The sequence below is a fragment of the Amycolatopsis sp. NPDC059021 genome, assembly GCF_042739895.1.
Taxonomy (GTDB): Bacteria; Actinomycetota; Actinomycetes; order Mycobacteriales; family Pseudonocardiaceae; genus Amycolatopsis.
This window is the reverse complement of record NZ_JBHYIQ010000013.1, coordinates 20,508-43,603: the sequence shown is the minus strand read 5'-3', so window position 1 is coordinate 43,603 and position 23,096 is coordinate 20,508. Positions and strand designations below refer to the sequence as shown.

Below are 23,096 nucleotides of genomic sequence, written 5' to 3'. Positions count from 1 at the left end.
ACCTTGAGGGACTTGAGTTCCCTCAAGGTGGCCTTCAGAGACTTCGGCAGGCCGGGGACGGGCTGAGGCGGGCAGAGCGCTCAGACGTACGGGAGATTCGCGTCCGCCAGGCCCATCGCGCCCAGCAGCGTCCGGAACTTCGCGCTCGTCTCGTCCAGCTCGGCCCGCGGATCCGAGTCGGCCACGATGCCGCCGCCCGCGTAGAGCCGCATCGACGTGTCGGCGACTTCGGCGCAGCGGATCGCGACGGCCCACTCGCCGTCCCCGGCCGCGTCGACCCAGCCGACGGCACCGGCGTAGTAGTCCCGGTCGAACGGCTCCAGCTCGCTCACCAGCGAACGCGCGCCCTCGGTCGGGGTGCCGCAGATCGCCGGGGTGGGGTGCAGCGCGGCGGCCAGGTCCAGCGCGGTGATGCCGGGATCGGCCAGCTCGCCGGTGATGGCGGTCCGCAGGTGCCAGATCGCGGGGGTGGACACCAGTTCCGGGCCGTAGGGAACGTCCAGCGAGCGGCAGAACGGCCGCAGCGCCTCGACGACGTAGTCCACGACGACCGCGTGCTCGATCTGGTTCTTGCGCGAGGTCCGCAGCTCCTCGCCATTGGCCCGGTCGGTCTCCGGATCGGCCGAGCGTGGCATCGACCCGGCGTGCGGGAGGGTGAAGACGGAGCGGCCGGCGCGCGAGAGCAGCAGCTCCGGGGTGGCGCCGACGAGGGTCCGGCCACCCGGCAGCTCGGCGGCGTAGGTGAAGTGGCGGGGGTTCTCCCTGGCCAGGTTGCGCACGATGTGCTCGGCACGCAGCGGTTCGGCGAATTCGAGGTCGAGGGCGCGGGCGAGGACCGCCTTGCTGAACCCCCGGTCGGCCAGCGCGGCGACCGTGGCGGCCACGTTGTCCATATGCGCTTCGGGCGAGGGCACGGCACGGACGTCCGAGGGCCGCGGCAGCACCTCCCGCGGCAGGACACCAGCGACGGAGGAGTCATCCGCGTCGGCGCGGAACACCGTTCGCGGGAGTACGAGATGCCCAGGGACACGCGTGCCGGAGCCGGTGTCGAAGGGCAGGACACCGACCGCCAGCGGTGCACGGGCAGCCTTCAGCTGCCGGGCCACCTCAGCGGCGAGCCGACCCGGGTCGGTATCGGTGACGGTCCGCTGGACACCCTGCGCGAGCAGGGCACGGCGGGCCGTCGCGAGCAGGAAGTCACCCCGCTGGTAGCGGGCGGCGAGGTCGACCGGGGTCGCCGGCGCGGTACTGGTCGTCACGCCTCCAGCGTCCCAGGATCCGGGAGGTCCGCGGGGAAAGTGTTGCCGGGACAACACCGTGTCCAGGCTCCTGCCACCGGCAGGATCACACCTTCCCCGCGGGGACTCCCCGACGGCTACTTGAGCGCGTCGATGAGCGCCTCACGCTGGCGCTCGCCGAGGCCGGCTGCACGCCGGTCGGGGTCGATGCCCGCCTGCTCGAGCAGGGCGGCGACCTTGACAGCGCCCAGGCCGGGGACGGCCTTCAGCAGCTGGGTGACCTTCGTCTTCCCGATGGTCTTGTTCTCCTTGGCCTGCTTGAGCACCTTCTCGATGCTCTCCTTGCCGGACTTGATCGACGCAAGCAGCTCGGAACGCGCCTTACGTGCCTCGGCCGCCTTCGCGAGGGCCTCGGCGCGCTGCTCCGGAGTCAACGTGGGCAGAGCCAACGTAGTAGTCCTTTCCTCTCAGGTCTCCGCTTTCGCGGCCGACGGCCTTATCCCGGTGCTTGCAGGCGCAAGCGCTGGCCAGCCGTCTCTTACCACCGCCCCAGTAAACGCCACGACGTTCACGGACGTGCAACCGACACGCACTTATTACCCCTCGACCACCCGGCGGGCAACCCGTCGCGTCGCCGCTCCAGCCTGCGGAAACGTCCACCCGCCACGCCCCGCACCCGGGTCGGCTCACTCGAAAGTGCGGTGCATTTCACCCGCTATGGGTGACTACTTTCGGCGCCACATAAGGAAAATGTTGAAAATTGATGATCTTGTACCGGATTTCGCGGACACCCGTTAGCGGGACGTCGTAACCGAAGAGTTGCCTGTGTCGACCATGCTCGGAACGCCCGTTCCGCATTAGAGTCGGCGGCACCCAGACCATCGGCGAAAGAGTCCACGGGAGTCGCCCATGTTGAGCACGATGCAGGACGGGCCGCTGTCGCTGGCCACGCTGCTCCGCCACGGCACCTCGGTGCACGCGGGGAGCGAAGTCATCACCTGGACCGGTTCAGAAGCCCGCCGCGAGAGCTACGCCGACCTCGGCAGGCACGCCGCCCGGCTCGCGAACGCCCTCCGGAGCCTCGGGGTGACCGGCGATCAGCGCGTCGGCACGTTCATGTGGAACAACGCCGAGCACCTCGCCGCCTATCTCGCCGTCCCCTCGATGGGCGCGGTGCTGCACACGCTGAACATCCGGCTGTTCCCCGAGCAGCTGACGTTCGTGGCCAACCACGCCGAGGACCACGTCGTCATCGTCGACGGCACGCTGGTCCCGCTGCTGGCCAAGCAGCTACCAGGGTTCAAGACGGTCAAGCACGTGATCGTGGCGAACGGCGACGCCTCGGCGCTGGAGGCGCCGGCCGGAGTCCAGGTGCACTCCTACGACGCGCTGCTGGCCGCGCAGTCCGACGAGTTCGACTGGCCGCTGGTCGACGAGCGCTCGGCCGCCGCGATGTGTTACACCTCGGGCACGACCGGTGACCCCAAGGGCGTCGTGTACTCGCACCGCTCGATCTGGCTGCACTCGATGCAGGTCTGCATGACCGACAGCATGCGGCTGGCCCAGCACGACAAGGCCCTCGCGATCGTCCCGATGTTCCACGCGATGGCCTGGGGCATGCCCTACGCCGCGCTGATGGTCGGCGCGTCGCTGCTCATGCCGGACCGCTTCCTCCAGCCCGCCCCGATCGCCGCGCTGCTCGCCGCGGAGAAGCCGACGTTCGCGGGCGCGGTGCCGACGATCTGGCAGGGCCTGCTCGCCCACCTCGACGCGAACCCGCAGGACATCTCCCACCTGCGCGAGGTCGTCGTCGGCGGTTCGGCGGCGCCGCCGTCGCTGATGCACGCCTTCGAGGACCGCTACAACGTGCCGATCCTGCACGCGTGGGGCATGACCGAGACGTCGCCGCTGGGCAGCGTCGCGCGGCCGCCGGCGTCGGCGACCGGTGAGGAGCACTGGGCCTACCGCTACACGCAGGGCCGCTTCCCCGCGTCGGTCAGCGCGCGGCTGATCGGCGACGACGGCGAAGTCCTGCCGTGGGACAACGAGGCCGTGGGCGAGCTGGAGGTCCAGGGGCCGTGGATCGCGGCGGCCTACCACGGCGGCGCCGACGTCGACCCGGACAAGTTCCACGACGGCTGGCTGCGCACCGGCGACGTCGGCAAGATCAGCCCGGACGGCTTCCTCACCCTGACCGACCGGGCGAAGGACGTCATCAAGTCCGGTGGCGAGTGGATCTCCTCGGTCGATCTGGAGAACCAGGTCATGGCGCATCCCGCGGTCGCGGAGGCCGCGGTGATCGGCATCCCGGACGAGAAGTGGGACGAGCGGCCGCTGGTCGCCGTCGTGCTCAAGGAGGGCCAGACCGCCACCGCCGAGCAGCTGCGCGAGTTCCTGTCCGACAAGGTCGCGAAGTGGCAGCTGCCGGAGAACTGGACTTTCGTGGACGAAGTGCCGAAGACCAGCGTCGGCAAGTTCGACAAGAAGCGGCTGCGGGCGTTCCACTCCGAGGGAAAGCTCGACATCTCACAGCTCTAACGGGTAAACATCCGGCGAGTCCGATGGTCCGTGGGGGCCGCCCTGAGGGACCCTGAGTCCTTCGAGGTGGCCCCCACGGGCTTGTGGAAGGTGGAGCTGGGGATGCAGCAGCGCAGCAGGCGGAACTTCTTCGCACTGGCGGGCATGGCGGCGGCGGGCGTGACCGCGGCCGCGTGCGGGTCGAACACGGGCAGGCAGGGCAATCCGCCGCCGTCGACGGCGTACTCGGCGGCGCCGCCGGAACCAGCGAAACCCACGCTGCAGCAGTGGTATCACGCCTACGGCGAGGACGGCGTCCAGGACGCGGTGAAGCGCTACGCCGCCGCGTATCAGAAGGCCAAGGTCTCCGTGCAGTGGAACCCCGGCGACTACGACTCGAAGATCGTGACGGCCCTGCAGAACAGCGCCGTCCCGGACGTCTTCGAGGCGCAGGTCAAGATCGACTGGGTGCGGCAGAACCAGGTCGTCCCGCTCGACGACCTCGTCGCCGGCGTGAAGAGCGACTTCACCCCGGCGCTGCTCGCCGCGAACACGGTCGAGGGCAAGGTCTACGGCATCCCACAGGCCATCGACACCCAGGTTCTCTTCTACCGCAAGAGCCTGCTGTCCGCCGCGGGCGTGCAGCCGCCGCAGACCGTCGACGAACTGATCGACGCGGCGGCGAAGCTCACCAAGGGCGGCGTGAAGGGCTTGTTCGTCGGCAACGACGGCGGCGTCTCGACGCTGACCGGCCCGCTGCTGTGGTCGGCCGGGCTCGACTACCTGAAGAACGACAACCGCGAGGTCGGCTTCGACGACCCGCGCGCGGCGACGGCGTTCGGCAAGTTGCGCGCGCTCAACACGAACAACTCGCTGCTGCTCGGCGCGCCGACGGACTGGTCGGATCCCGCCGCGTTCATCGACGGCCTCGCCGCGATGCAGTGGACCGGGCTGTGGAACGTGCCGAAGATCCAGGCCGCGCTGAAGGACGACTTCGGCGTACTGGCGTTCCCGAAGCTCGACGGCAGTGGCGCGCCGTCGGTGCCGGTCGGCGCGTACGGCGCGATGGTCAACGCCAAGAGCGCGAACGTGGCCGCCGCCAAGGACTTCGTGAAGTGGCTGTGGATCGACCAGGCGGCGGATCAACTGGAGTTCGCCACGAAGTTCGGCTTCCACGTACCGGCCCGGCAGAGCCTGGCGGACAAGGCGGACAACCTGAAGTCCGGCCCCGCCGCCGACGCCGCCCGGTTCGTCAAGGAGAACAGCCACCTCATCGGCGGCCCGGTGTGGACCCAGCCGTCGAACACCGCGCTGAGCGACGCGGTCGCGAAGATCGCCAAGGAAGGTGCCGACCCGGCGGCCGAGACGAAGAAGGCGGTCGACGTCGCGAAGGCCGAACTGAAGCGCCTCTTCGGCTGATGCGGTCACGCAAGGCCCGCGACACCGCGGTCTTCTGGCTGTTCGTGGGGCCGCTGCTGATCGGGCTGATCGTGTTCGCGTACCTGCCGATCGGCTGGAGCACGTACCTGTCCTTCTTCGACGCGCGCAACACGGTCACCCCGAGCACGTTCGTCGGGCTGGACAACTACGCGCACATGCTGACCGACGAGCCGTTCTTGTCCAGCCTCGGGACGTTCAGCGTGTTCGCGGTGTTCATCGTGCCGCTGACCTTCGTGCTTTCACTGGCGCTGGCGGTCGGGGTCAACCAGCTGAAATTCGCCCGCGCGTTCTTCCGTTCGGTGTTCTTCCTTCCCTTCGCCTGTTCCTACGTGGTGGCCTCGCTGATCTGGAAGACGTCGTTGTTCTCCGGTGTCCGATATGGACTGGCGAACTCGGTGCTGGGCTTGTTCGGCGCCGACCCGGTGGCCTGGACCGGGACCGTGCATCCGCCCTTGTACTGGGTCGTGCTGGTGACCGCGCGGCTGTGGTTGCAGCTGGGTTTCTACATGATCCTGTTCCTCGCCGCGCTGCAACGAATCCCGAAGCATCTCTACGAGGCGGCGTGGCTCGACGGCGCGAAACCCGGCTGGCAGGTGTTCCGGCACATCACGCTGCCGCAGTTGCGCGCGACGTCCGTCGCGGTGTTGCTGCTCAACCTCATCAACGCGTATCAGGCGTTCGACGAGTTCTACAACATCATGGGTGATTCACGCGGCTATCCGCCGTTCGCCAGGCCGCCGCTGGTGTACCTCTACTACACCTCGCTCGGCTCCGGTGGTCAGGACCTCGGGCGGGGCAGCGCGGGCGCGGTCATCCTGGCGGTGCTCATCGCGCTCGTGACCCTGCTGCAGGGCAGGGTGTTCCGGTTCGATCGGCAGGCGGTGTGAAAGCGCTCGCGCGGTGGACCGCGCTCCTCGTCGCGACGGTGCTCTTCCTGCTGCCGTTCTACCTGCTGCTGCGCAACGGCCTGTCGACCCGCGCCGAGATCACCGCGCCCGGCTGGACGTTCTTCCCGTCGACGGTGCATGGGGAGAACATCACCGACCTGTTCTCGCTGCAGGACGTCCCGTTCGCGCACAGCCTGCTGATGTCGGCGGTCGTCGCCGTGGTCCAGACCGCCGGCGTTCTGGTGGTGTGCTCGCTCGCGGGTTACGGGCTGGCCAGGATTCCTTACCGGCACTCGAAAAAGGTGCTGTACGCGGTGATCGCGACATTGATGATCCCGACGTCGGTCACCTTCGTGCCCAGCTTCGTGGTGGTATCCACCCTCGGCTGGGTCTCGGACCTGCGCGGGCTGGTGATCCCCGGGATCTTCAGCGCTTTCAGCGTGTTCCTCTTCCGGCAGTATTTCGTGGACTTCCCCCGCGAACTGGAGGAAGCGGGCCGGATGGACGGGCTGAGCCGCTGGGGCGTGTTCTGGCGGATCGTGGTGCCGAACTCCCGCGGGTTCTTCGCGGCGATCGCGGTGATCACCGTGATCGGCAGCTGGAACGCGTTCCTGTGGCCGCTGGTGATCGCGCAGTCGCCGGACTCGTGGACGGTCCAGGTCGCCCTCTCCGGCCTGCTCACCTCGCAGAATCCCCAGCTGAACCTGCTCTTCCTCGCCGCGGCGATCTCGATCCTGCCGATTGTGCTCCTGTTCGTCTTCCTCCAGCGGTACCTGGTGCGCGGCGTCACCGAATCCGGCCTCAAAGGATAGTGCTGCGCCGTTTGCCACCAATCCGACGGCGGCCACGGCGGAAACGGTACCGCTGAGCAGATCGGCCGCAGACCGTATCCGCCTACCTTCGGTCGGCTTGGTGACAGCGAGCAGCCACCCTGTTTAGCCCGAATGGCGGCACGATGAGGCATTACAAATGTGACCCCGTGCGCTCATCATGGAACGTGGGGCGGGCAACAGACGGCAAGACGAGTCCATGGCTGCTCCGAATGATCAAGTGAGACCGGAGCCCGTTCGAGGGGGAACGCCATGGCCACCTGGTGGATCGACTACAGCGCCGCGAAACTCTCCGCCGCCACGATAAAATCGGCCAAGGTCGGGTCGAACGGCGAGACCGCGACCGGCGTCATCCGCTACATCGACGCGCCGAATCTGCTCGGCACCAAGCACACGAACGCGTCCGAGTACCGCGACCAGTTGAATTCCGGTCTCGGCCTCGCCATGTACTTCGAGGTCGACCAGGACGACGCGATCGGCGGATACGCGCAGGGGCAGGAAAACGCCCGGCGCGCGCTCGCCGGGTGCAACTACCTCGGCTTTCCCGGTGTGATCTTCTTCTGCGCCGACCGGTGGTTCAACGCTCCCGGGCGGCCGCTCATCACGCCCGCGGTGTGGCAGGCCTATCTCGACGGTGCGGTGAGCATCCTCGGCCGGGGCCGCGTGGGCGCGTACGGATTCGCCGACGCGATGGACGCCGGCCGCGGCCACGTCGACTACTTCATCCAGTGCGGGGCCTGGGAAGCGGCCCGCGGCTTCATCAACGGCTGGCAGGACAACAACTATCAGCCCATCGTCGGGGGCATCCAGACCGACCGGGTCCTGATCCTGCGCCCGATCCCCTTCACCCCCGGTGGAGGTTCGTCCGCGTTCATGAACGACGAGGAGTGGAACATGCAGCTACAGTCCGGAGAGCGACGCAGCCTGTCGTTCGACATCCCCGCCGGGGCCAGTCAGATCCGCGTCAACTGCCCGGTCGATTTCATGATCGTGCACGGGATCTGGCAAGCCGGTGAAGCGCTTCCCGACGGGGACAAGTTCGACTACAAGTGGAGCAACGAAGCCGACTTCCACATCGACCGGCTCCGGCCGTGGAAGATCGACGTGGCCCCCGGCGCGACGCAGGGTTCCATCATCTACACCTATGCCCCGGGTCACCCGGAACGGACCGCGTCCCTCTCCTTCCGCTGAGCCCGTTTTCCGCTGAGCCAGCGGAAAATCAGGACGAGCGAAAGCACCAGCGCGCCGCCGTCGGTGAGCAGCGACGGCAGGAGCCCGACGGGACCGTAGAGTTCCAGTGACGCGCGGAAGACCGCGGGCGGGATCGCGATCACGCCCGCCGCCTGGGTGATGTTGACGATCAGCACCAGCCAGAAGATCCGCGCACGCGGCCACAGCGCCAGGAGACCGAGCAGGTTGCCGGCCAGGTAGAGATCACCTACCAGCCGGAGCACGGTGAGGAATCCTGGCGCTTCGGCCTGCGCCTCGGCGGGTGTCTTCCCCGCCAGCCGCATGGCCAGTTCGATCATGTGCGGATCGATGACGACGAAGTTCTGCAGTGCGGTGCCGATCGCGAACACCGCCGAGCACACCGCGACCGCCAGCCGCAGTCCCGGCGTCCACGTTTCCCCTGTATCAGCCACGAGTCCCCCGTTCTCTATCAGCGATAGAGAACAATCTACCACTGATAGAGTGCGCGGGTGGCACGTAAAGGCACGCTCGATCGCGAGCAGATCACCGAGGCCGCGCTGAGCCTGCTCGACGAGGTCGGGCTGGCCGAACTCAGCACCCGCAAGCTGGCCGCCCGGCTCGGGATCAGCTCGCCGACGCTGTACTGGCACGTGCAGGACAAGGGGCAGTTGCTCGATCTGCTCGCGGAGGCCATCTGCGCGGACGCGTTCGAGATCGACGGCGCGCTGCCGTGGCGCGAGCAGCTGGCGAGCGGGCTGCGGCAGTTCCGCGCACTGCTGCTCCGCCACCGCGACGCCGCGACACTGCTTCGCGAACGTCCGCCGACCGGGCCACACCGGCTGGGACACATCGAGACGACAGTGCGCATCCTGCTCGACGCGGGCTTCTCCGCCGACGAGACAGCCGGGATCGCCCGCCTGCTCGCCGCACACGTGCTCGCGTCCGTCGAGCAGCTGCCACCGGCCTCCGGAGAAGCCAGAAACCCCCTCAGCGCAGGAGAAAACGCCACCCCCGCGATGAACCCCGAGGACTACCCGAACCTGCACAGCCTCGGCGCCGCGTTCGCTCGTCTGTCCACAGAGGACTTGTTCGAGCTCGGCATCGACGTCGTCCTCGACGGTCTCGAACACCGCCGCCGCCGAGCCCGCCGGAAACGCTAGCCCCCACTGCCGTGAAGGCCCCCTTACTGGCGCTCAGCGCCGTGAAGGAGTCCTTCACGGATCGGCCACCCGGGTACCGAACGCGAGATTTCTTCGTGTTTCCCTTCCCTGTCGTTCACCATCCCGCTAACCTCATGCGGCACCGTGCACAACGGCCCGGAAACTCAGGCAGCAGGGAGCACAAGATGGCCGAACTGACCAGGCGCGCGTTCACCACCGCGGGCGTCACCGGCCTCGGGCTGCTGCTGTGCACCCCCGTCTCGAACGCGCTCGACCGCGCGCTGCGGCTGACCGGCACCCGCACGGTGTCGACGTCCGGCACCACGCTCGAATCCGTCGCCACCCCGGTCACCGCGGGTCCCGGCTACACGCGGCTCACCGCGGGCCCCGGCTGGCCGCTCAAGGTCCGCGACGAACTGGCCACGGCGAATGCGGGCCGCGACGACCGGCGCCACGCGCGGAGTTCGTTCGTGCAGTTCACCGATCTGCACATCACCGACACCGAGAGCCCGGCCAGGTTCGAATACCTGCACGCGTTCGCGGGCGGCGCGCACCGCCCGCAGGAGACGCTCGGCGCCGTGTCCACCAACGCGCTGGTGCGCCGCGTGAACAGCCTGCGCGCCGGGCCGTTCACCGGTCGGCCGTTCGACCTCGTGGTGACCACCGGCGACAACACCGACAACCACGAACACCTCGAACTCGACTGGTTCCTCACGCTCCTCAACGGCGGCTCGGTGACCCAGAACTCCGGCGACCCGCATCGCTACGAGGGCGTCCAGAACTCCGGCAACAAGCAGTACTGGAACCCCGGGATCCCGCTGGACGACGCGTATTCGAAGAAGGGTTTCCCGCAGTTGCCCGGCCTGCTCGAAGCGGCGGGCAGCACCTTCGCCGCGACCGGGCTCGACGTCCCGTGGTACTGCACGTTCGGCAACCACGACGACAGCATCGTGGGCACGCTGCCGGACCTGCCAGGCCAGGAAGCCTGGTACACCGGCAAATACAAGGTGATCGGGAAGGACGAGAGCACCACCCGCAAGCTCGCCGCGGCGCTCGCGAAACCCGGCTCTGCGGTGCCGGCGGGCGAACTGTTCGGCGGGTCGGGCACGATCCGCGAGGTCACCCCGGACGAACGCCGCCGTCCCTTCAGCACCGCGGAATTCGTCCGCGCGCACCTGGACACCGCGCACACCGGGCCGGGGCCGGTAGGACACGGCTTCGGCGAGAACAACGCCGACGGCCGCAACGTCTACTACACGTTCCGCATCGCGCCGGGGATCACCGGGATCAGCCTCGACACCACCACGCTCGGCGGTTTCGCGGACGGATCGATCGGGCTCGGCCAGTTCACCTGGGTCGAGTCGATCCTCAAACGCGGCAGCTCGACGTACTACGACTTCTTCGGCAACCGGGTCACCCAGCAGGTCACCGACGAGCTGTTCATCCTGTTCAGCCACCACACCAGCACATCCATGGGCAACCTGCTGCCCGACCGGCGGCACCCGCTGGAGATCCGGCTCAACGGCGACACGTTCGTCGGCCTGCTCAACCGCTTCCCGAACGTGCTGGCCTGGGTCAACGGGCACACCCACGAGAACAAGATCACCCCGCACCGCGGCAAGACACCCGCGCAGAGCTTCTGGGAGATCAACACCGCGTCGCACATCGACTTCCCGCAACACGCCCGCGTCATCGAGGTCGCCGACAACGCGGACGGCACGCTGTCGCTGTTCACCACGCTCATCGAGGCCGAATCGCCGTACGCCGCCGACTACGGCGACCACCGGCCGGACGCGCTGGCGTCGCTGTACCGGGAACTGTCCTACAACGACGTCCAGGCCGTGCCGGGCCGGATCGGCACCGACGCGGACCACAACACCGAACTGCTGCTCACCCATCCCCTCGCCTGAGCGCCCGCTGTGCCAAAGTGAGGCATGGACATCGAGCTGGCTGACGCCGTCGCGAGCGTGCGGGACGAACTGCTGACCGCGGCGGCACAGGGGGCGGGCGCGGACGTCGAGTTCGTGGTCGGGCCGATCGAGCTGGAGTTCGCCGTCGAGCTGCGCAAGGACGCCAAGGCCAAGGCGGGTTTCAAGGCGTGGGTGGTGTCCGCCGACGTCGAAGCCGGTGTGGTGCGCGGACGCACGCACAAGGTGAAACTGACGGTGACTCCGCGGCTGCCGGGCGGGAACGACGTGGTCGTCTCCGGATCGGCGGCCCGCCCGGCCGGGCCGGGCGACGTGTCGGAACACGTGGGCCGCTGAGAGCTCCACTGTGGAGTGGGAACGCGTCGTCGCGGTCACCGGTCCCGGTGGCCCCGGCTCGGGCTACGTCGTCGCACCGCGGCTGGTGCTGACGTCGGCCCATGTCGTCCGCGCGATGGGCGAGGCCGTGACCGTGTTCCGGCCGGGCCGCGCCGGGGAGTTCACCGGGCGGGTGGTGTGGTGCGGCACGCCAGGGGGCCGGGACGACGCGGCGCTGGTCGAGGTGGCCTGGACACCGGTGCCCGGCGCCATCGCATGGGGCCACACGGTCACCCACCGGACCGGGATCCCTTGTGTCACTTGGGGTTCGCCCGATCTGGTGCAACGTGCGGGGCGGCCGGCCGAGGTGGCGCAGGTGTCCGGGACGTTCAACGCCGGTGATCGCATGGTCGGCGACCGGTACGTGCTGAACCTCGACATTCACCCACCCGAGGCGACAGGTCCCGGCACGTCGCCGTGGGGTGGCCTGTCGGGTGCGGCGATGTGCTGCGGTGAGCTGGTCACGGGCGTCATCGCGACGGATCCGGCCGGGCGCGGGCATTCCGCGCTCGAAGCCGTCCCGATGTACGTCCTGCTCCGGGATCCCGCGTTCGCCGCGCTGGTCGGTGACGCCGCGCTCGAACCCGTCGAACTGCGGGAGCTGAGCGATCCGCAGGCACGTGCCAGGACGGGCGGGGCGATCACGTCACCGGCCGGGCTGCTTCCGGCACGCCGCGCCGTGGTTCCCTTTCGGGGCAGGGAAGAACTGCTCGGCGAACTCCGGACCTGGGCGGAGTCCCCCGGTTCGGGACTGTGGCTGCTGCACGGCCCCGGCGGTCAGGGGAAGACCCGGCTGGTGCACGAGTTCGCCGCCCGGCTGGGCTGGACCACGCTGTGGCTGGATCCCCCGGCCGGGAACCTGGACGTCCTCGCGGACACCGTCGTCCCGCTCCTGGTGGCCGTCGACTACGCCGAAACCCGCGTCGAGCAGTTCGCCGCGCTGCTGGATGTCGTGGCCCGCCGCCGGTCCCCGGCGCCGGTGAAGATCATCGCGCTCGCGCGGACGGCGGGCGCGTGGTGGCAGCGCCTGGCGAGCGGGAACGACGTCGCCGGAGACCTGGTCGACGTCGCGCCGGTGCGGGAACTGCCGGTGCTCGACACGACCGCGTCCGGTCAGGAGGACATGTACCGCGCGGCGGTGGACGCGTTCGCCGCCGCGCTCACTCCCGCGCCGAACTTCGGCGACGTGGACTGGACGTCGACCGCCGCCAGCTGTTCCCCGCCCGCGACGTCCGGCGATGAGACGGTCCTGTCGGTACAGATGACCGCCCTGTCGGACCTGCTCGACGCCGCGAGCCCGGGGGCGAACGCCGCGTCGCGCGGCCCGGAGGACCGGCTGCTCGATCACGAACGCCGGTACTGGGAAAGCACCGCGCGCGCCCACGGTCTGCTGCCCGGCCTGAATCTGGCGACGTTGACCGACGCGATCACCGCGGCCGCGCTGATCGGCCCGCCCGCCCCGCAGGACGCCGACAAGTTCCTGTCGCTGATCCCGGGCCTGGCCGACCAGCCGCTGGATCGCCGCGACACCGTCCGTGCCTGGCTGACGGATCTCTACCCGTCCGACGGGGAAGCCGCTTTCGCCTACCTGCAACCGGATCGGCTCGCCGAACGGCTCATCGGACGGCTGATCCTCGATCGCGCCCGCAACGGCCTGATCGACGCGCTGATTCCCGCACTCGTCGACGGCGAGGCCGAGGATCTGCTGACGTTCTGCACACGTGCGGCCGCGCACAAGGTTTTCGGCGACGCGGTGCGCGAATACGTGACGTCGTTGTGCCTGCGATACGCCGATGTGCTGGCGGTACCCGCGATCGACGTCGCCACGCAGGTGGAGGATCCGCGCCCGCTCGTCGCCGCACTCGACCGGCTGGCCACCGATCCCGCCACCGAAACCGAACGTCTCATCGCCTGGTCTAAGGCATTGCCCGAACACAGTACGGTGCTCGCGGAAACGACCATCCACATCAGACGGTCACTGGTGACTCGGTACCGTGATTCGCCGGACCGGAACGGAATTGGCGGCAAAGCGAGGCTCGCGGGCAGTCTCCACAATCTCGCCATCAGCCTCGATACGCCCGAGCGGTGGCCGGAAGCCCTGGAGCTCCTCACCGAAGCCGTGGAGATCTACCGTGATCTCGCCGCCGCAGACCCCGCCAAGTTCCTCCCCGAACTCGCGAACGGGTTGAACAGCCTGTCAAACCTTGAGACATACCTCGGGCGGCGGACGAGTGCACTCGCCACCTGCACCGAAGCCGTGGAAATCTATCGGCGGCTCGCCAACAGCGATCCCAAGACGTTTAAGCCCCTCTTCGCCAGCACGCTGAGCAATCTCTCATCCTGCCAGGCAGCGCTCGGCCGCCAAACTGAAGCTTCCCGTTCCATTTGGCAGTCGGTGGATATCCAGCGGCAACTGAGCAGGGAAGACCTCGGAGTGGTCAACGATCACTTGGCGAACTCCCTCCACAATCTCGCGCTCCGCCAAGCAGACCTGGGCAGGCCGAACGCCGCACTCGCCACCACCACCGAAGCCGTCGCCAGATATCGCGAACTCGCCGACCTGAGGCCGGATGCCTACACTTTCGATCTCGCGGCGAGCCTCAACAACCTCGGGATCAGGCTGGCACGCCTCGAGCGCCATGAGGAAAGCTTGGCCGCCTGCGTCGAAGCGGTCGACCTCTACCAGCGCCTTGTCGCGAAGAGGCCCGCCGCCGTGTTCCTCACCCACTTGGCCGGTGGCCTGATCAATCTCTCACGCCAGCAGGAAAAGCTCGGCCTTCGAGAAGAAGCTCTCTCCGCAGCGACCGAAGCGGTCAGCCTTTTCCAGCAGCTCACGGAAACTCAACCGAACGCGTTCCTGCCCGAACTCGCCACGAGTCTCAGCAACCTGTCCAGCAGGCAGGAGGGCCTCGGCCACCTGACGGAAGCTCTTGCTTCCAGCACAAAAGCGGTGGAGATCTCCCGGCGGCTCGCCGAGTCCGAACCGGACGCGTTCCTGCCCGACTTCGCTGCCCACTTGAACACCCTCGCCCGCCGTCAAGCGAACGCGGGGCAACGAGAAGCAGCACTGGCCGCCGTCTCGGAAGCCGTCGGCATTGCCCACCGCCTCGCCGAAACCGAACCGGACGCACATCTGCCCGACCTCGCCAGCTACCTGAACGACCTCGGCTACCACCAAGCGGATTCCGGGGACTTGTCCGCGAGTATCGCCCCACTAACCGAAGCCGCGTCCATCTGGCGCCGCCTCGCCGAGACCGAACCTGCGGCACACTTGCCAGCCCTTGCCCGCACGCTGAACACCCTCGGCAACCGTCAGTCCCGGTCCGGCGCCCATGCGGCGAGCAGCACCACCCTCGCCGAAGCACTTGCCATCCGCCGCCGGCTCGCCGAGGCCGATCCAGTGACGCACCTGCCCGGCGTCGCCGAGAGCCTGCACAACCTCGCCCTCGTCCAGAGCGATCTCGGGCGCCACGACGAAGCCCTCGCCTCCGTCACCGAGGCGGTCGAGCTCTATCGACCGCTGGCCGCCGGGGACCCCGGCAGATTCCGGTTCCCCTTCGGATGTTCCCTGCACGAACTCGCGAACCATCAGCTGGACCGAGACCTGCACCAGGAAGCAGTGACTACACTCAGCGAAGCCGTCGCCATCCGCCGCGAGCTGGAACCGACGGACAGCCATCGCACCGACCTCGGGAACAGCCTGAACAACCTCGCCCTCGCCCACCTGTGGCTCGGCCAACCGGACGAAGCACTGCGAGCCATCGACGAAGCGGCCGAGCTCTTCCAGCAACTGGACGGCCACGAGGACGAACTCGAACGGGCCCAGCGGATCCGGAAGCGGATCCAGGACGGCACCTGAGCGCCGTTACCTCCGGGGTAATCGACCTCGCTCGCCCGGATGAGACAGGCTCCACGGCATGATCGACGTCGAAGGCACCCAGCTCTTCCATCGGACCATGCCGTTCAGCGAACGGCTCGGCATCGAGGTGCTCGAGCACGGCCCCGAGCTGGTCCGCAGCCGGCTCGAGCACGCCGAGGACCTCTGCACGCTCGGCGGCGTGCTCCACGGCGGCGCGCTGATGGCGCTGGCCGACTCGACGGGTGCGGTGTGCGCGTTCCTCAACCTGCCCGAGGGCGCTCAGGGCACGACGACCGTCGAGTCGAAGACGAACTTCCTGCGTGCCATCCGTTCGGGCTACGCGGTTGCGTCGTCCAGGCCACTGCACGCGGGCCGGAAGTTCGTCGTGGTGGAGACGGAGATCCACGACGCCGCGGGCAAGCTGGTCGCGAAAGTGACACAGACGCAGGCAGTCTTGTAGGCAACTGTTTACATACCCGGTCTGACCGGCAAAAATCTCTCGCTACTGGGTGGGTGCCGAGGGATGGAGCCGGAATGCGGGTGCGCGGGTTGTTCACGTTACTGTCCATCGCCATGCTGACCGCAGTGACCGCGCAGGTCGCCGAGGCCCAGCCGGGGCGTCCCGGTGAGGACGAGGCGATCGACTACCACGAATGGTCGAACTCGCACGGCTTCCGCCACGGCGAGGCGGCAGGCGTCGGGATCGAGCACGACGGGCTGCGCATCACCCGGCCTGCCGGCACGATCCAGCACGCCGAGCCGGGGCTGGGCACCAACCGGACGTACGAGTACGGCAGCTGGACGTCGCCCGTGTATGCCCAGGGCTTCGACGCGACGCAGCTGATCGCGTCGTGGAACGCGAAGACGCCCGCGAAGACGTGGCTGCAGGTCGAGGTCAAGGCTCGCACGGCCACCGGGGCCGAGACCACGTGGTACGTGATGGGCCGCTGGGCCAGCGGCGACGGCGACATCCAGCGGACCAGCGTCAACGGCCAGGACGACGCCAACGCGAGCGTGGACGTCGACACGCTCGGCACGAAGAGCGGCGTCACGCTGCGCTCCTACCAGCTGCGGATCACGCTGTATCGCGAGGCCGGTTCGCACGTCACCCCGGTGGTGACGTCGCTGGGCGCGATGACGTCCGCGGTGCCCGACCGCTTCGACGTCCGGACCACGAAACCGGGCCGTGCCACTGGGATCGAGCTCGACGTGCCCCCGTACGCCCAGAACCTCCACAAAGGACAGTTCCCGCAGTACGGTGGCGGCGGGGAGAACTGGTGCAGCCCGACCGCGACCGAGATGGTCGCCGAGTACTGGGGCAAGCGGCCCAAGCCCGCGGACATGGCCTGGATCCCGGCGGGCTACGTCGATCCGTCCGTGGCCTACGCGGCGCGCTACACCTACGACTACGCCTACGAGGGCACCGGGAACTGGCCGTTCAACACCGCCTACGCCGCCTCGCTCGGGCTGCGCGGGCACATCACCCGGCTGCATTCACTGAACGAGCTGGAAAACTACATCGCCCGTGGCATCCCGGTGATCACGTCGCAGTCGTTCGAGTCCAGCGAGCTCGACGGCGCGGGATACGGCACCGCCGGGCACATCATGGTCGTCATCGGGTTCACGAAGGACGGCGACGTCATCACGAACGACCCGGCGTCCAACAGCAACGACAACGTCCGCACCGTCTACAAACGCGACCAGTTCGAAAAGATCTGGCAGCGCACCCAACGGCACACCGCGGACGGCAGCGTCGCGAGCGGGCCCGGCGGTGTCGTCTATCTGATCACCCCGGCCTGACCGGCGCCGTCACCCCGGCCACCCATGCGGGAGTCGCCATGTCCGCATGATCCGTGGCAAGCTGCGAGTGTCAGCACCGCAGCCGGAAGGTGGTCGAGGCATGCCGCACGAGGTCCAGGGCGTCGTCGCACGCGCGAAGGGCGAGCCAGTCACGCTGGAGACCGTGCTCGTGCCCGACCCGGGCCCCGGCGAAGCGGTGGTCTCGGTGCAGGCCTGCGGCGTGTGCCACACCGACCTGCACTATCGCGAGGGCGGCATCAACGACGAGTTCCCGTTCCTGCTCGGCCACGAAGCCGCCGGCCGTGTCGAGCAGGTGGGCGCGGGCGTCACCGACCTCGAACCCGGTGACTACGTCGTCCTGAACTGGCGGGCCGTCTGCGGGACCTGCCGGGCCTGCCGCCGCGGGAAACCGTGGTACTGCTTCTCGACGTTCAACGCCGCGCAGCCGATGACGCTGTCCGATGGCACGAAACTCAGCCCGGCACTCGGCATCGGCGCGTTCCTCGGGAAAACGCTCGTCCACAGTGGACAGTGCACGAAGGTCGACCCCGCCGCCGAACCGGCGGTGGCCGGGCTGCTCGGCTGCGGCGTCATGGCCGGGCTCGGCGCCGCGCTCAACACCGGCGCGGTGGGCCGGGGCGATTCGGTGGCCGTGATCGGCTGCGGCGGGGTCGGGAACGCCGCGATCGCCGGGGCGAAGCTCGCGGGCGCGACGACGATCGTCGCGATCGACACCGACGACCGCAAGCTCACCTGGGCACAGGAGTTCGGCGCGACCCATCGGCTCAACAGCAAGGGCCTCGGCGAGGCCGAAGTGGTCGAGGCCATCCGGGAAGCCACCGATTCGTTCGGCGCGGACGTGGTGATCGACGCGGTGGGCAGGCCGGAGACCTGGCGTCAAGCCTTCTACGGCCGCGATCTGGCCGGAACGGTCGTGCTGGTCGGGGTGCCGACGCCGGAGATGCGGCTCGACGACCTGCCGCTCATCGACTTCTTCTCGCGCGGCGGATCGCTCAAATCGTCCTGGTACGGCGACTGCCTGCCCTCGCGGGACTTCCCGATGCTGGTGGACCTCTACCTCCAGGGCAGGCTCCCGCTGGACAAGTTCGTCACCGAACGAATCGGCGTGAACGACGTCGAGGCGGCGTTCGGCCGGATGCACCGCGGCGAGGTTCTGCGCAGCGTGGTGACGTTCTGATCCTCTTCACCGACGCCGAGTATCCGGACGCCCCCTATCCCGGGGCGCGGCCGGGATGCTCGTTCGTCCATTCGGACGGCGCGGGGCATCCACTCGACACGGCGCCGCCCGGCTGGCGGGACCGGCCTGCCGTACTGGCCTACGGTTCCAACGCCTGCCCGTCGAAAATCACCTGGCTGCGCACCGAATTAGGGCTGAAAGGGCCTGTCGTGGTGGTGAAGGCGCGCTGCGCCGGGCTCGGCGCGGTGTGGGCGTCCGGCCTCCGGAAACGCGACGGTCAGCGGCCCGCGACTCTCACCGCGCTGCCGGATGTCGTCGAAGAGCACGCCGTCTGGTTCGTGACTCCCGACCAACTCGCGATTCTCGATATATGCGAAGGACGCGGCGAACGTTATCACCTGGCCCGGTTGGGGAACCCGGACATCACGCTGGACGACGGCTCGCGACCCGCGGAGGTACTCGCCTATGTCGGCGCCTCGGAAATCCGGTTTCCGTTGCTGGTCAACGGCTCGCCGGTCCGTGTCGCCGACGTCGGACAGGCGGAAGCGGCCACACTTCGCGGTGTCGCGGCGACCTCGCACGGCGTATCCTGCACCATCTTGTAGCGATACGGCAGTACGTATTGGGACATCAGCGCGCTGAGTCACAACGCTACGACGCTCAGCCATTCTTTCCAACAAAACAAGGTTCACGTTCCATCACGGCGCTGAACCGATACCCTGGCCGAGCCATCCCACGGCCCCGCCGCGGCGGTCTTTCCCTGCCGCCCCGCGCCCGGCGATTCCGATGGCTTACCGGTTCCTGCACGAACTCATGCTGTTTCTGGAGGTGAATCGTCACATCATGCCGAGTGCTCCCTCCGCTTTGGCGGACACCCGCAACCGGCAGGCGGCGACGAGAGTTCCCGACGACGTACTCATGGACGCGGCACGCCAATGCGTGCTCGCGGTCGGGGTACGCCGCACCACACTCGCCGAGATCGCACGGACGGCAGGCGTCAGCCGGATGACCGTCTACCGGCGCTTTCCCGACGTTCGCAGTGTGCTCAGCGCGTTGATGACCCGTGAATTCGGCGGGTTGCTGCGGCACGCGGGCGAACAGGGCTCCGGAGCGAAGAACAGCAGGGAACGGCTGGTGCTCATCGCCGTCAGCGGAATTCGTTCCCTGTCCGGCGATCCGCTGTTCCGCACCCTGCTCGACGTCGATCCCGAACTGCTGCTGCCCTACATCGTCGAACGACTGGGCCGGACCCAGCGGTTCGCCGAAAAGGTGGTCCATCAACTGCTCGCCGCCGGACATCGCGACGGCTCGATACGCCGGGCCAATGTCGGCGCCCAGGCGAGATCGGTGCTGCTGCTGGTCCAGTCCTTCGCGTTCTCCTTGCGGCCCGCCACGACCGACATCGAAGAAACCGCCCTCATGGCGGAATTCGCGCACGTGCTCGACGCGTCGCTGCGCCCCTGATCTTCGGGGCCCCCTTCGGGGGCTCGCGCATATCCTCCCTCGCCTGCACAGGCACTTTCCCGTGCATCCTCCGCTGCGCCCGACGCGCCCCTCGACCTGGACAACTTGACGAGTCGTTGGGTTTTTGCAACAGTACGTTGTATGAGTCCGGTGCGACGCGGCAAGGAGCTGCCGATCTACAACCGGCTCCCCGTGCTCCGAGCGGAGCGCGGGCTGAGCAGGGCCGCGCTGGCGACGGCGGTCGAGGTCAACCCACAGACCATCGGCGCGCTCGAACGCGGTGACCACTACCCGAGCCTGGATCTGGCGTTCCGGATCTGCGCGGTGTTCGACCTCCCGGTCGAGGCGGTGTTCAGCCGCGAGCCGTTCGCGCCACTGTCCACTCAGGTCTATCGCGAGGGGGGAGCATGAGCAGCAGGGCGGGACGCTTCGCCGCGTATTGGGAACGGCAGCTGGACAAGATGGACGAACAGGAGCGGCGCCGGGAACGCAGGCTGCCGACCTGGCGAACCCGGCGACGACGTCGGCAACTGGTGGTACTGGTGCTTCTCGGGGACCTGGTGCTGATCGTGGGCGCGGCGAGCTTCAAACTCGCTTCCCCGTGGTTTTCGATGAGCGCCTGGTTCGGCGGATTCGCCATCGGTGCCGTCGGGTTCGCCCTGCTCCGGATCCTGACCGGCCGGATGAGCGGCGGCTTTTCCCGCCTGCTCGACGAGCGCGAGCGCGAATGGCGGCACCGGATCACGTTCGTCGCCTACATGACGCTGACCTTCCTGATGATCGTGGCGATGTTCTACGGGCTACTGATCTCACAACAGCACGACAGCGGGGTACGGGGCGCGATGATGCTCGCGGCGCTGCTCGTCACCGGGAGCACGGTGCCCTCGATCGTGCTCGGCTGGCTGCTTCCGGACGACGATCCCGAGGATTTTCTCGAGGAGGGGAATGGGGATGAGTGAAAAAACCTTGGAGATCGACGGGATCTCCAAGCGCTACGGCGCGAAGGTCGCGCTGGACGGTGTGAGTTTCGACGTCCGCGCCGGCGAGCTTTTCGGTTTCGTCGGCAGCAACGGCGCCGGCAAGACCACGACGATGCGGATCGCGTTGGGGGTGCTGGCCGCGGACGCGGGGGAGGTCCGCTTCGACGGAAAGCCGATCACGCACGAAGCCCGCACGCACATCGGGTACATGCCGGAGGAACGCGGTCTGTATCCGAAGATGAAGGTGCTCGACCAGCTCGTCTATCTCGCCGAACTGCACGGGCTGACCGCGAACGAGGCACATCGCAACGCGGAGAACTGGATCGCGCGGCTCGGGCTTTCCGAGCGGCGCAAGGACGAGGTCCAGAAGCTGAGTCTCGGTAACCAGCAACGGGTTCAGCTCGCGGCCGCGCTGGTGCACGACCCGCTGGTGCTGGTACTGGACGAGCCCTTCTCCGGTTTGGACCCGCTCGCGGTCGACGTGATGAGCGCGGTGTTGCGGGAAAAGGCGTCGACCGGGGTGCCGGTGGTGTTCTCCAGTCACCAGCTCGATCTCGTCGAGCGGCTGTGCGACAGGGTCGGCATCATCCGAAGTGGACGGATGGTGGCGACGGGCCCGGTGGCCGAGCTGACCGGGAACGCGGGCAGCAAGCTCGTGGTGACCGCGCCGTCGGCGCCGCCAGGCTGGGCGGCCTCGCTGCCCGGGGTCCGGGTGCTGGAAAACCACGGCCCGACAAGCGTTCTCGACCTGGCGCCCAGCGCCGACGACCAGGCCGTGCTCGCCGCCGCACTGGCCACCGGCCCGGTCACCGAGTTCAGCAGGCAGCGGCGGACGCTGACCGAACTGTTCCGCGACGCGGTCGCCGAGCAGCCACGAGCCGAAGGGGGAACGGCGTGAGGACGCTCAACGCGCGGCGGGCGATCTGGCTCGTCATGAAGCGGGAACTGAACACGCGGCTGCGTACCCGGTCCTTTGTGGTCGGTACCGCGGTGATGCTGGTGTTGCTGATCGGTTTCGTCGCGTTCCAATCAGGACTGGCGGGTTCGTCGAGCAAGAGCACCGTGGGGCTGACGGGCCAGTCGACGGGGATCGCCCAGCAGCTCCAAGCCGCCGGTTCGCAGACCGGGCAGACGATCAAGACCGTTTCGGTGCCCGACGCGGCCGAGGGCAGGGCCAAGGTCGAAAACGGCGATTTCGACGCCCTGGTTTCCGGTAGCGCGTCGGACCTCAAGGTGCTCGTGAAGTCCACTTTGGACTCCAAGCTGCGCACGGTGCTCGACCAGGTCGCCCGGCAGCAGGTGCTGAACGCGAAGATGTCCGAGGCGGGCCTGGACCCGGCGCAGGTGATGCGCGAGGTGTCGGCCACCGCTGTCGGCGTCGACGCGATCAAGCCGCAGGATCCGGACAGTGGCAAGCGGCTCGTCGTCGGGCTCGTCGTGGTGGTGCTGCTCTACATGAGCATCGTGACCTACGGAATGCTGGTGGCCCAAGGGGTGGTGGAGGAGAAGTCCAGCCGGGTCGTGGAGATCCTGCTGTCGAGCGTGCGACCGTGGCAGTTGTTGCTGGGCAAGGTGATCGGGCTCGGCCTGGTCGGCCTGACGCAGCTGGCGATCCTCGCCGTGGCCGGCGCGATCGTGGCGTCGGCGACCGGGGTGTTCACGCTGTCCGGTTTCGCCACCGGCGCGCTGGTGTGGGGCCTTGTCTGGTATCTGCTCGGTTTCCTGTTGTACGCCACGATCTACGGCGCGATGGGCTCGCTGGTCTCCCGGCAGGAGGACACGCAGTCGGTGGTCGGGCCGGTGAACATGGTGCTGATCGTCGGGTTCATCGTCGGCTTCAACCTGCTGATCCAGTCCCCGGACGGAACGGCCGCGAAGGTGCTCTCGCTGGTACCGCTGTTCTCGCCGATCCTGATGCCCGCTCGGATCTCGACCGGCGCGGCGGCGGGCTGGGAAATCGCGGCCTCGCTGGTACTGACCGGTTTGCTCGTCGCGCTGCTGACCTGGCTCGGCGGGAAGATCTACGGCAACAGCGTCCTGCGCCTCGGCAGCCGCATCAAACTCTCCGAAGCCCTGCGCGGCTGATCGCATCACCGCCATGCCGTTAAGGCCACCTTACGGGCGCCAGACGCCCGTAAGGGGGCGTTAATGGGGTTACCCCCCCCACCCCCCCCGCCGGGGTTTTGGGGCCCCCCCCCCCAGTAGTTGGGGGAGGGGGGCGCGCTGTTG

Annotated in this window: 21 protein-coding genes; 18 read left to right on the top strand and 3 right to left on the bottom strand. The window is 68.3% G+C overall.

Going from position 1 to position 23,096, the window contains the following annotated elements; all coding sequences use genetic code 11:
- Window positions 1-80: 80 nt before the first annotated feature.
- Together ACFWX1_RS10245 and mihF are read right to left on the bottom strand one after the other, a co-directional pair.
- On the bottom strand, window positions 81-1,259 hold the full coding sequence (locus ACFWX1_RS10245; protein WP_378385854.1) for an isochorismate synthase: 1,179 nt from the start codon (window positions 1,257-1,259) through the stop codon (window positions 81-83).
- 116 nt (window positions 1,260-1,375) lie between these two features.
- Entirely contained in the window at window positions 1,376-1,687 is a 312-nt protein-coding gene (mihF, locus tag ACFWX1_RS10240) for an integration host factor, actinobacterial type (RefSeq protein WP_051767699.1), read from the bottom strand.
- A gap of 460 nt (window positions 1,688-2,147) precedes the next feature.
- On the opposite strand from mihF, the gene ACFWX1_RS10235 reads away from it, so the two are divergent.
- From ACFWX1_RS10235 to ACFWX1_RS10215, 5 genes are all read left to right on the top strand, one after another.
- Window positions 2,148-3,776 carry a long-chain fatty acid--CoA ligase gene (locus tag ACFWX1_RS10235; RefSeq protein ID WP_378385852.1) on the top strand — a complete coding sequence of 543 codons (1,629 nt, stop codon included), beginning with the start codon at window positions 2,148-2,150 and terminating at the stop codon, window positions 3,774-3,776.
- Window positions 3,777-3,878: 102 nt separating this feature from the next.
- The gene (locus tag ACFWX1_RS10230) at window positions 3,879-5,174 is read left to right on the top strand and encodes an extracellular solute-binding protein (protein WP_378386029.1); all 1,296 of its coding nucleotides are present in this window, start codon (window positions 3,879-3,881) and stop codon (window positions 5,172-5,174) included.
- Window positions 5,174-6,082: a carbohydrate ABC transporter permease gene (locus ACFWX1_RS10225; RefSeq protein WP_378385850.1), complete on the top strand. Its 909-nt coding sequence runs from the start codon at window positions 5,174-5,176 to the stop codon at window positions 6,080-6,082. Before ACFWX1_RS10230 ends, ACFWX1_RS10225 begins: the two co-directional genes overlap by 1 nt.
- Entirely contained in the window at window positions 6,079-6,894 is an 816-nt protein-coding gene (locus ACFWX1_RS10220) for a carbohydrate ABC transporter permease (RefSeq protein ID WP_378385848.1), read from the top strand. Before ACFWX1_RS10225 ends, ACFWX1_RS10220 begins: the two co-directional genes overlap by 4 nt.
- A 270-nt stretch (window positions 6,895-7,164) precedes the next feature.
- The gene (locus ACFWX1_RS10215) at window positions 7,165-8,103 is read left to right on the top strand and encodes a glycoside hydrolase domain-containing protein (RefSeq protein WP_378385846.1); all 939 of its coding nucleotides are present in this window, start codon (window positions 7,165-7,167) and stop codon (window positions 8,101-8,103) included.
- On the opposite strand, the gene ACFWX1_RS10210 is transcribed toward ACFWX1_RS10215, so the two are convergent.
- Complete coding sequence (locus ACFWX1_RS10210) at window positions 8,067-8,555, bottom strand: hypothetical protein (RefSeq protein WP_378385844.1); 489 nt, start codon at window positions 8,553-8,555, stop codon at window positions 8,067-8,069. The genes ACFWX1_RS10215 and ACFWX1_RS10210 overlap by 37 nt on opposite strands.
- 57 nt (window positions 8,556-8,612) lie before the next feature.
- On the opposite strand from ACFWX1_RS10210, the gene ACFWX1_RS10205 reads away from it, so the two are divergent.
- The 13 genes from ACFWX1_RS10205 to ACFWX1_RS10145 all read left to right on the top strand — a co-directional run bounded on the left by ACFWX1_RS10205 (window position 8,613) and on the right by ACFWX1_RS10145 (window position 22,952).
- Window positions 8,613-9,263, top strand: a complete 651-nt coding sequence (locus ACFWX1_RS10205) for a TetR/AcrR family transcriptional regulator C-terminal domain-containing protein (protein ID WP_378385842.1) — start codon at window positions 8,613-8,615, stop codon at window positions 9,261-9,263.
- 185 nt (window positions 9,264-9,448) lie between these two features.
- On the top strand, window positions 9,449-11,173 hold the full coding sequence (locus ACFWX1_RS10200) for a TIGR03767 family metallophosphoesterase (RefSeq protein WP_378385841.1): 1,725 nt from the start codon (window positions 9,449-9,451) through the stop codon (window positions 11,171-11,173).
- Window positions 11,174-11,197: 24 nt separating this feature from the next.
- Complete coding sequence (locus tag ACFWX1_RS10195; RefSeq protein WP_378385839.1) at window positions 11,198-11,527, top strand: trypco2 family protein; 330 nt, start codon at window positions 11,198-11,200, stop codon at window positions 11,525-11,527.
- A 10-nt stretch (window positions 11,528-11,537) separates the two neighbouring features.
- A complete protein-coding gene (locus tag ACFWX1_RS10190; RefSeq protein WP_378385837.1) occupies window positions 11,538-15,425 on the top strand; it encodes a tetratricopeptide repeat protein in 3,888 nt (1,295 codons plus the stop codon).
- Between the two features lie 58 nt (window positions 15,426-15,483).
- Window positions 15,484-15,885 (top strand): PaaI family thioesterase, encoded by a 402-nt coding sequence (locus ACFWX1_RS10185; protein ID WP_378385836.1) that lies wholly within the window; start codon window positions 15,484-15,486, stop codon window positions 15,883-15,885.
- Window positions 15,886-15,959: 74 nt separating this feature from the next.
- The gene (locus ACFWX1_RS10180; RefSeq protein WP_378385834.1) at window positions 15,960-17,225 is read left to right on the top strand and encodes a peptidase C39 family protein; all 1,266 of its coding nucleotides are present in this window, start codon (window positions 15,960-15,962) and stop codon (window positions 17,223-17,225) included.
- A gap of 100 nt (window positions 17,226-17,325) precedes the next feature.
- The gene (locus ACFWX1_RS10175; RefSeq protein ID WP_378385832.1) at window positions 17,326-18,423 is read left to right on the top strand and encodes an S-(hydroxymethyl)mycothiol dehydrogenase; all 1,098 of its coding nucleotides are present in this window, start codon (window positions 17,326-17,328) and stop codon (window positions 18,421-18,423) included.
- The gene (locus ACFWX1_RS10170; RefSeq protein WP_378386027.1) at window positions 18,420-19,028 is read left to right on the top strand and encodes a gamma-glutamylcyclotransferase; all 609 of its coding nucleotides are present in this window, start codon (window positions 18,420-18,422) and stop codon (window positions 19,026-19,028) included. The genes ACFWX1_RS10175 and ACFWX1_RS10170 overlap by 4 nt, the downstream gene beginning before the upstream one ends.
- 313 nt (window positions 19,029-19,341) lie before the next feature.
- Window positions 19,342-19,887, top strand: a complete 546-nt coding sequence (locus tag ACFWX1_RS10165) for a TetR/AcrR family transcriptional regulator (protein WP_378386025.1) — start codon at window positions 19,342-19,344, stop codon at window positions 19,885-19,887.
- A 141-nt stretch (window positions 19,888-20,028) separates the two neighbouring features.
- On the top strand, window positions 20,029-20,298 hold the full coding sequence (locus tag ACFWX1_RS10160; protein WP_378327752.1) for a helix-turn-helix transcriptional regulator: 270 nt from the start codon (window positions 20,029-20,031) through the stop codon (window positions 20,296-20,298).
- Window positions 20,295-20,846: a hypothetical protein gene (locus ACFWX1_RS10155; RefSeq protein ID WP_378385831.1), complete on the top strand. Its 552-nt coding sequence runs from the start codon at window positions 20,295-20,297 to the stop codon at window positions 20,844-20,846. Before ACFWX1_RS10160 ends, ACFWX1_RS10155 begins: the two co-directional genes overlap by 4 nt.
- Complete coding sequence (locus tag ACFWX1_RS10150) at window positions 20,839-21,765, top strand: ABC transporter ATP-binding protein (protein WP_378385829.1); 927 nt, start codon at window positions 20,839-20,841, stop codon at window positions 21,763-21,765. Before ACFWX1_RS10155 ends, ACFWX1_RS10150 begins: the two co-directional genes overlap by 8 nt.
- The gene (locus ACFWX1_RS10145; protein ID WP_378385827.1) at window positions 21,762-22,952 is read left to right on the top strand and encodes an ABC transporter permease; all 1,191 of its coding nucleotides are present in this window, start codon (window positions 21,762-21,764) and stop codon (window positions 22,950-22,952) included. Before ACFWX1_RS10150 ends, ACFWX1_RS10145 begins: the two co-directional genes overlap by 4 nt.
- The last annotated feature ends 144 nt before the right edge of the window (window positions 22,953-23,096 follow it).

Coding starts and splice junctions, on each gene's coding strand:
- ACFWX1_RS10230 (WP_378386029.1), top strand. CDS start 3,879: ATGCAGCAGCGCAGCAGGCGGAACTTCTTCGCACTGGCGGGCATGGCG.
- ACFWX1_RS10160 (WP_378327752.1), top strand. CDS start 20,029: ATGAGTCCGGTGCGACGCGGCAAGGAGCTGCCGATCTACAACCGGCTC.
- ACFWX1_RS10180 (WP_378385834.1), top strand. CDS start 15,960: ATGCGGGTGCGCGGGTTGTTCACGTTACTGTCCATCGCCATGCTGACC.
- ACFWX1_RS10200 (WP_378385841.1), top strand. CDS start 9,449: ATGGCCGAACTGACCAGGCGCGCGTTCACCACCGCGGGCGTCACCGGC.
- ACFWX1_RS10235 (WP_378385852.1), top strand. CDS start 2,148: ATGTTGAGCACGATGCAGGACGGGCCGCTGTCGCTGGCCACGCTGCTC.
- ACFWX1_RS10155 (WP_378385831.1), top strand. CDS start 20,295: ATGAGCAGCAGGGCGGGACGCTTCGCCGCGTATTGGGAACGGCAGCTG.
- ACFWX1_RS10175 (WP_378385832.1), top strand. CDS start 17,326: ATGCCGCACGAGGTCCAGGGCGTCGTCGCACGCGCGAAGGGCGAGCCA.
- ACFWX1_RS10215 (WP_378385846.1), top strand. CDS start 7,165: ATGGCCACCTGGTGGATCGACTACAGCGCCGCGAAACTCTCCGCCGCC.
- ACFWX1_RS10195 (WP_378385839.1), top strand. CDS start 11,198: ATGGACATCGAGCTGGCTGACGCCGTCGCGAGCGTGCGGGACGAACTG.
- ACFWX1_RS10185 (WP_378385836.1), top strand. CDS start 15,484: ATGATCGACGTCGAAGGCACCCAGCTCTTCCATCGGACCATGCCGTTC.
- ACFWX1_RS10165 (WP_378386025.1), top strand. CDS start 19,342: ATGGACGCGGCACGCCAATGCGTGCTCGCGGTCGGGGTACGCCGCACC.
- ACFWX1_RS10225 (WP_378385850.1), top strand. CDS start 5,174: ATGCGGTCACGCAAGGCCCGCGACACCGCGGTCTTCTGGCTGTTCGTG.
- ACFWX1_RS10150 (WP_378385829.1), top strand. CDS start 20,839: ATGAGTGAAAAAACCTTGGAGATCGACGGGATCTCCAAGCGCTACGGC.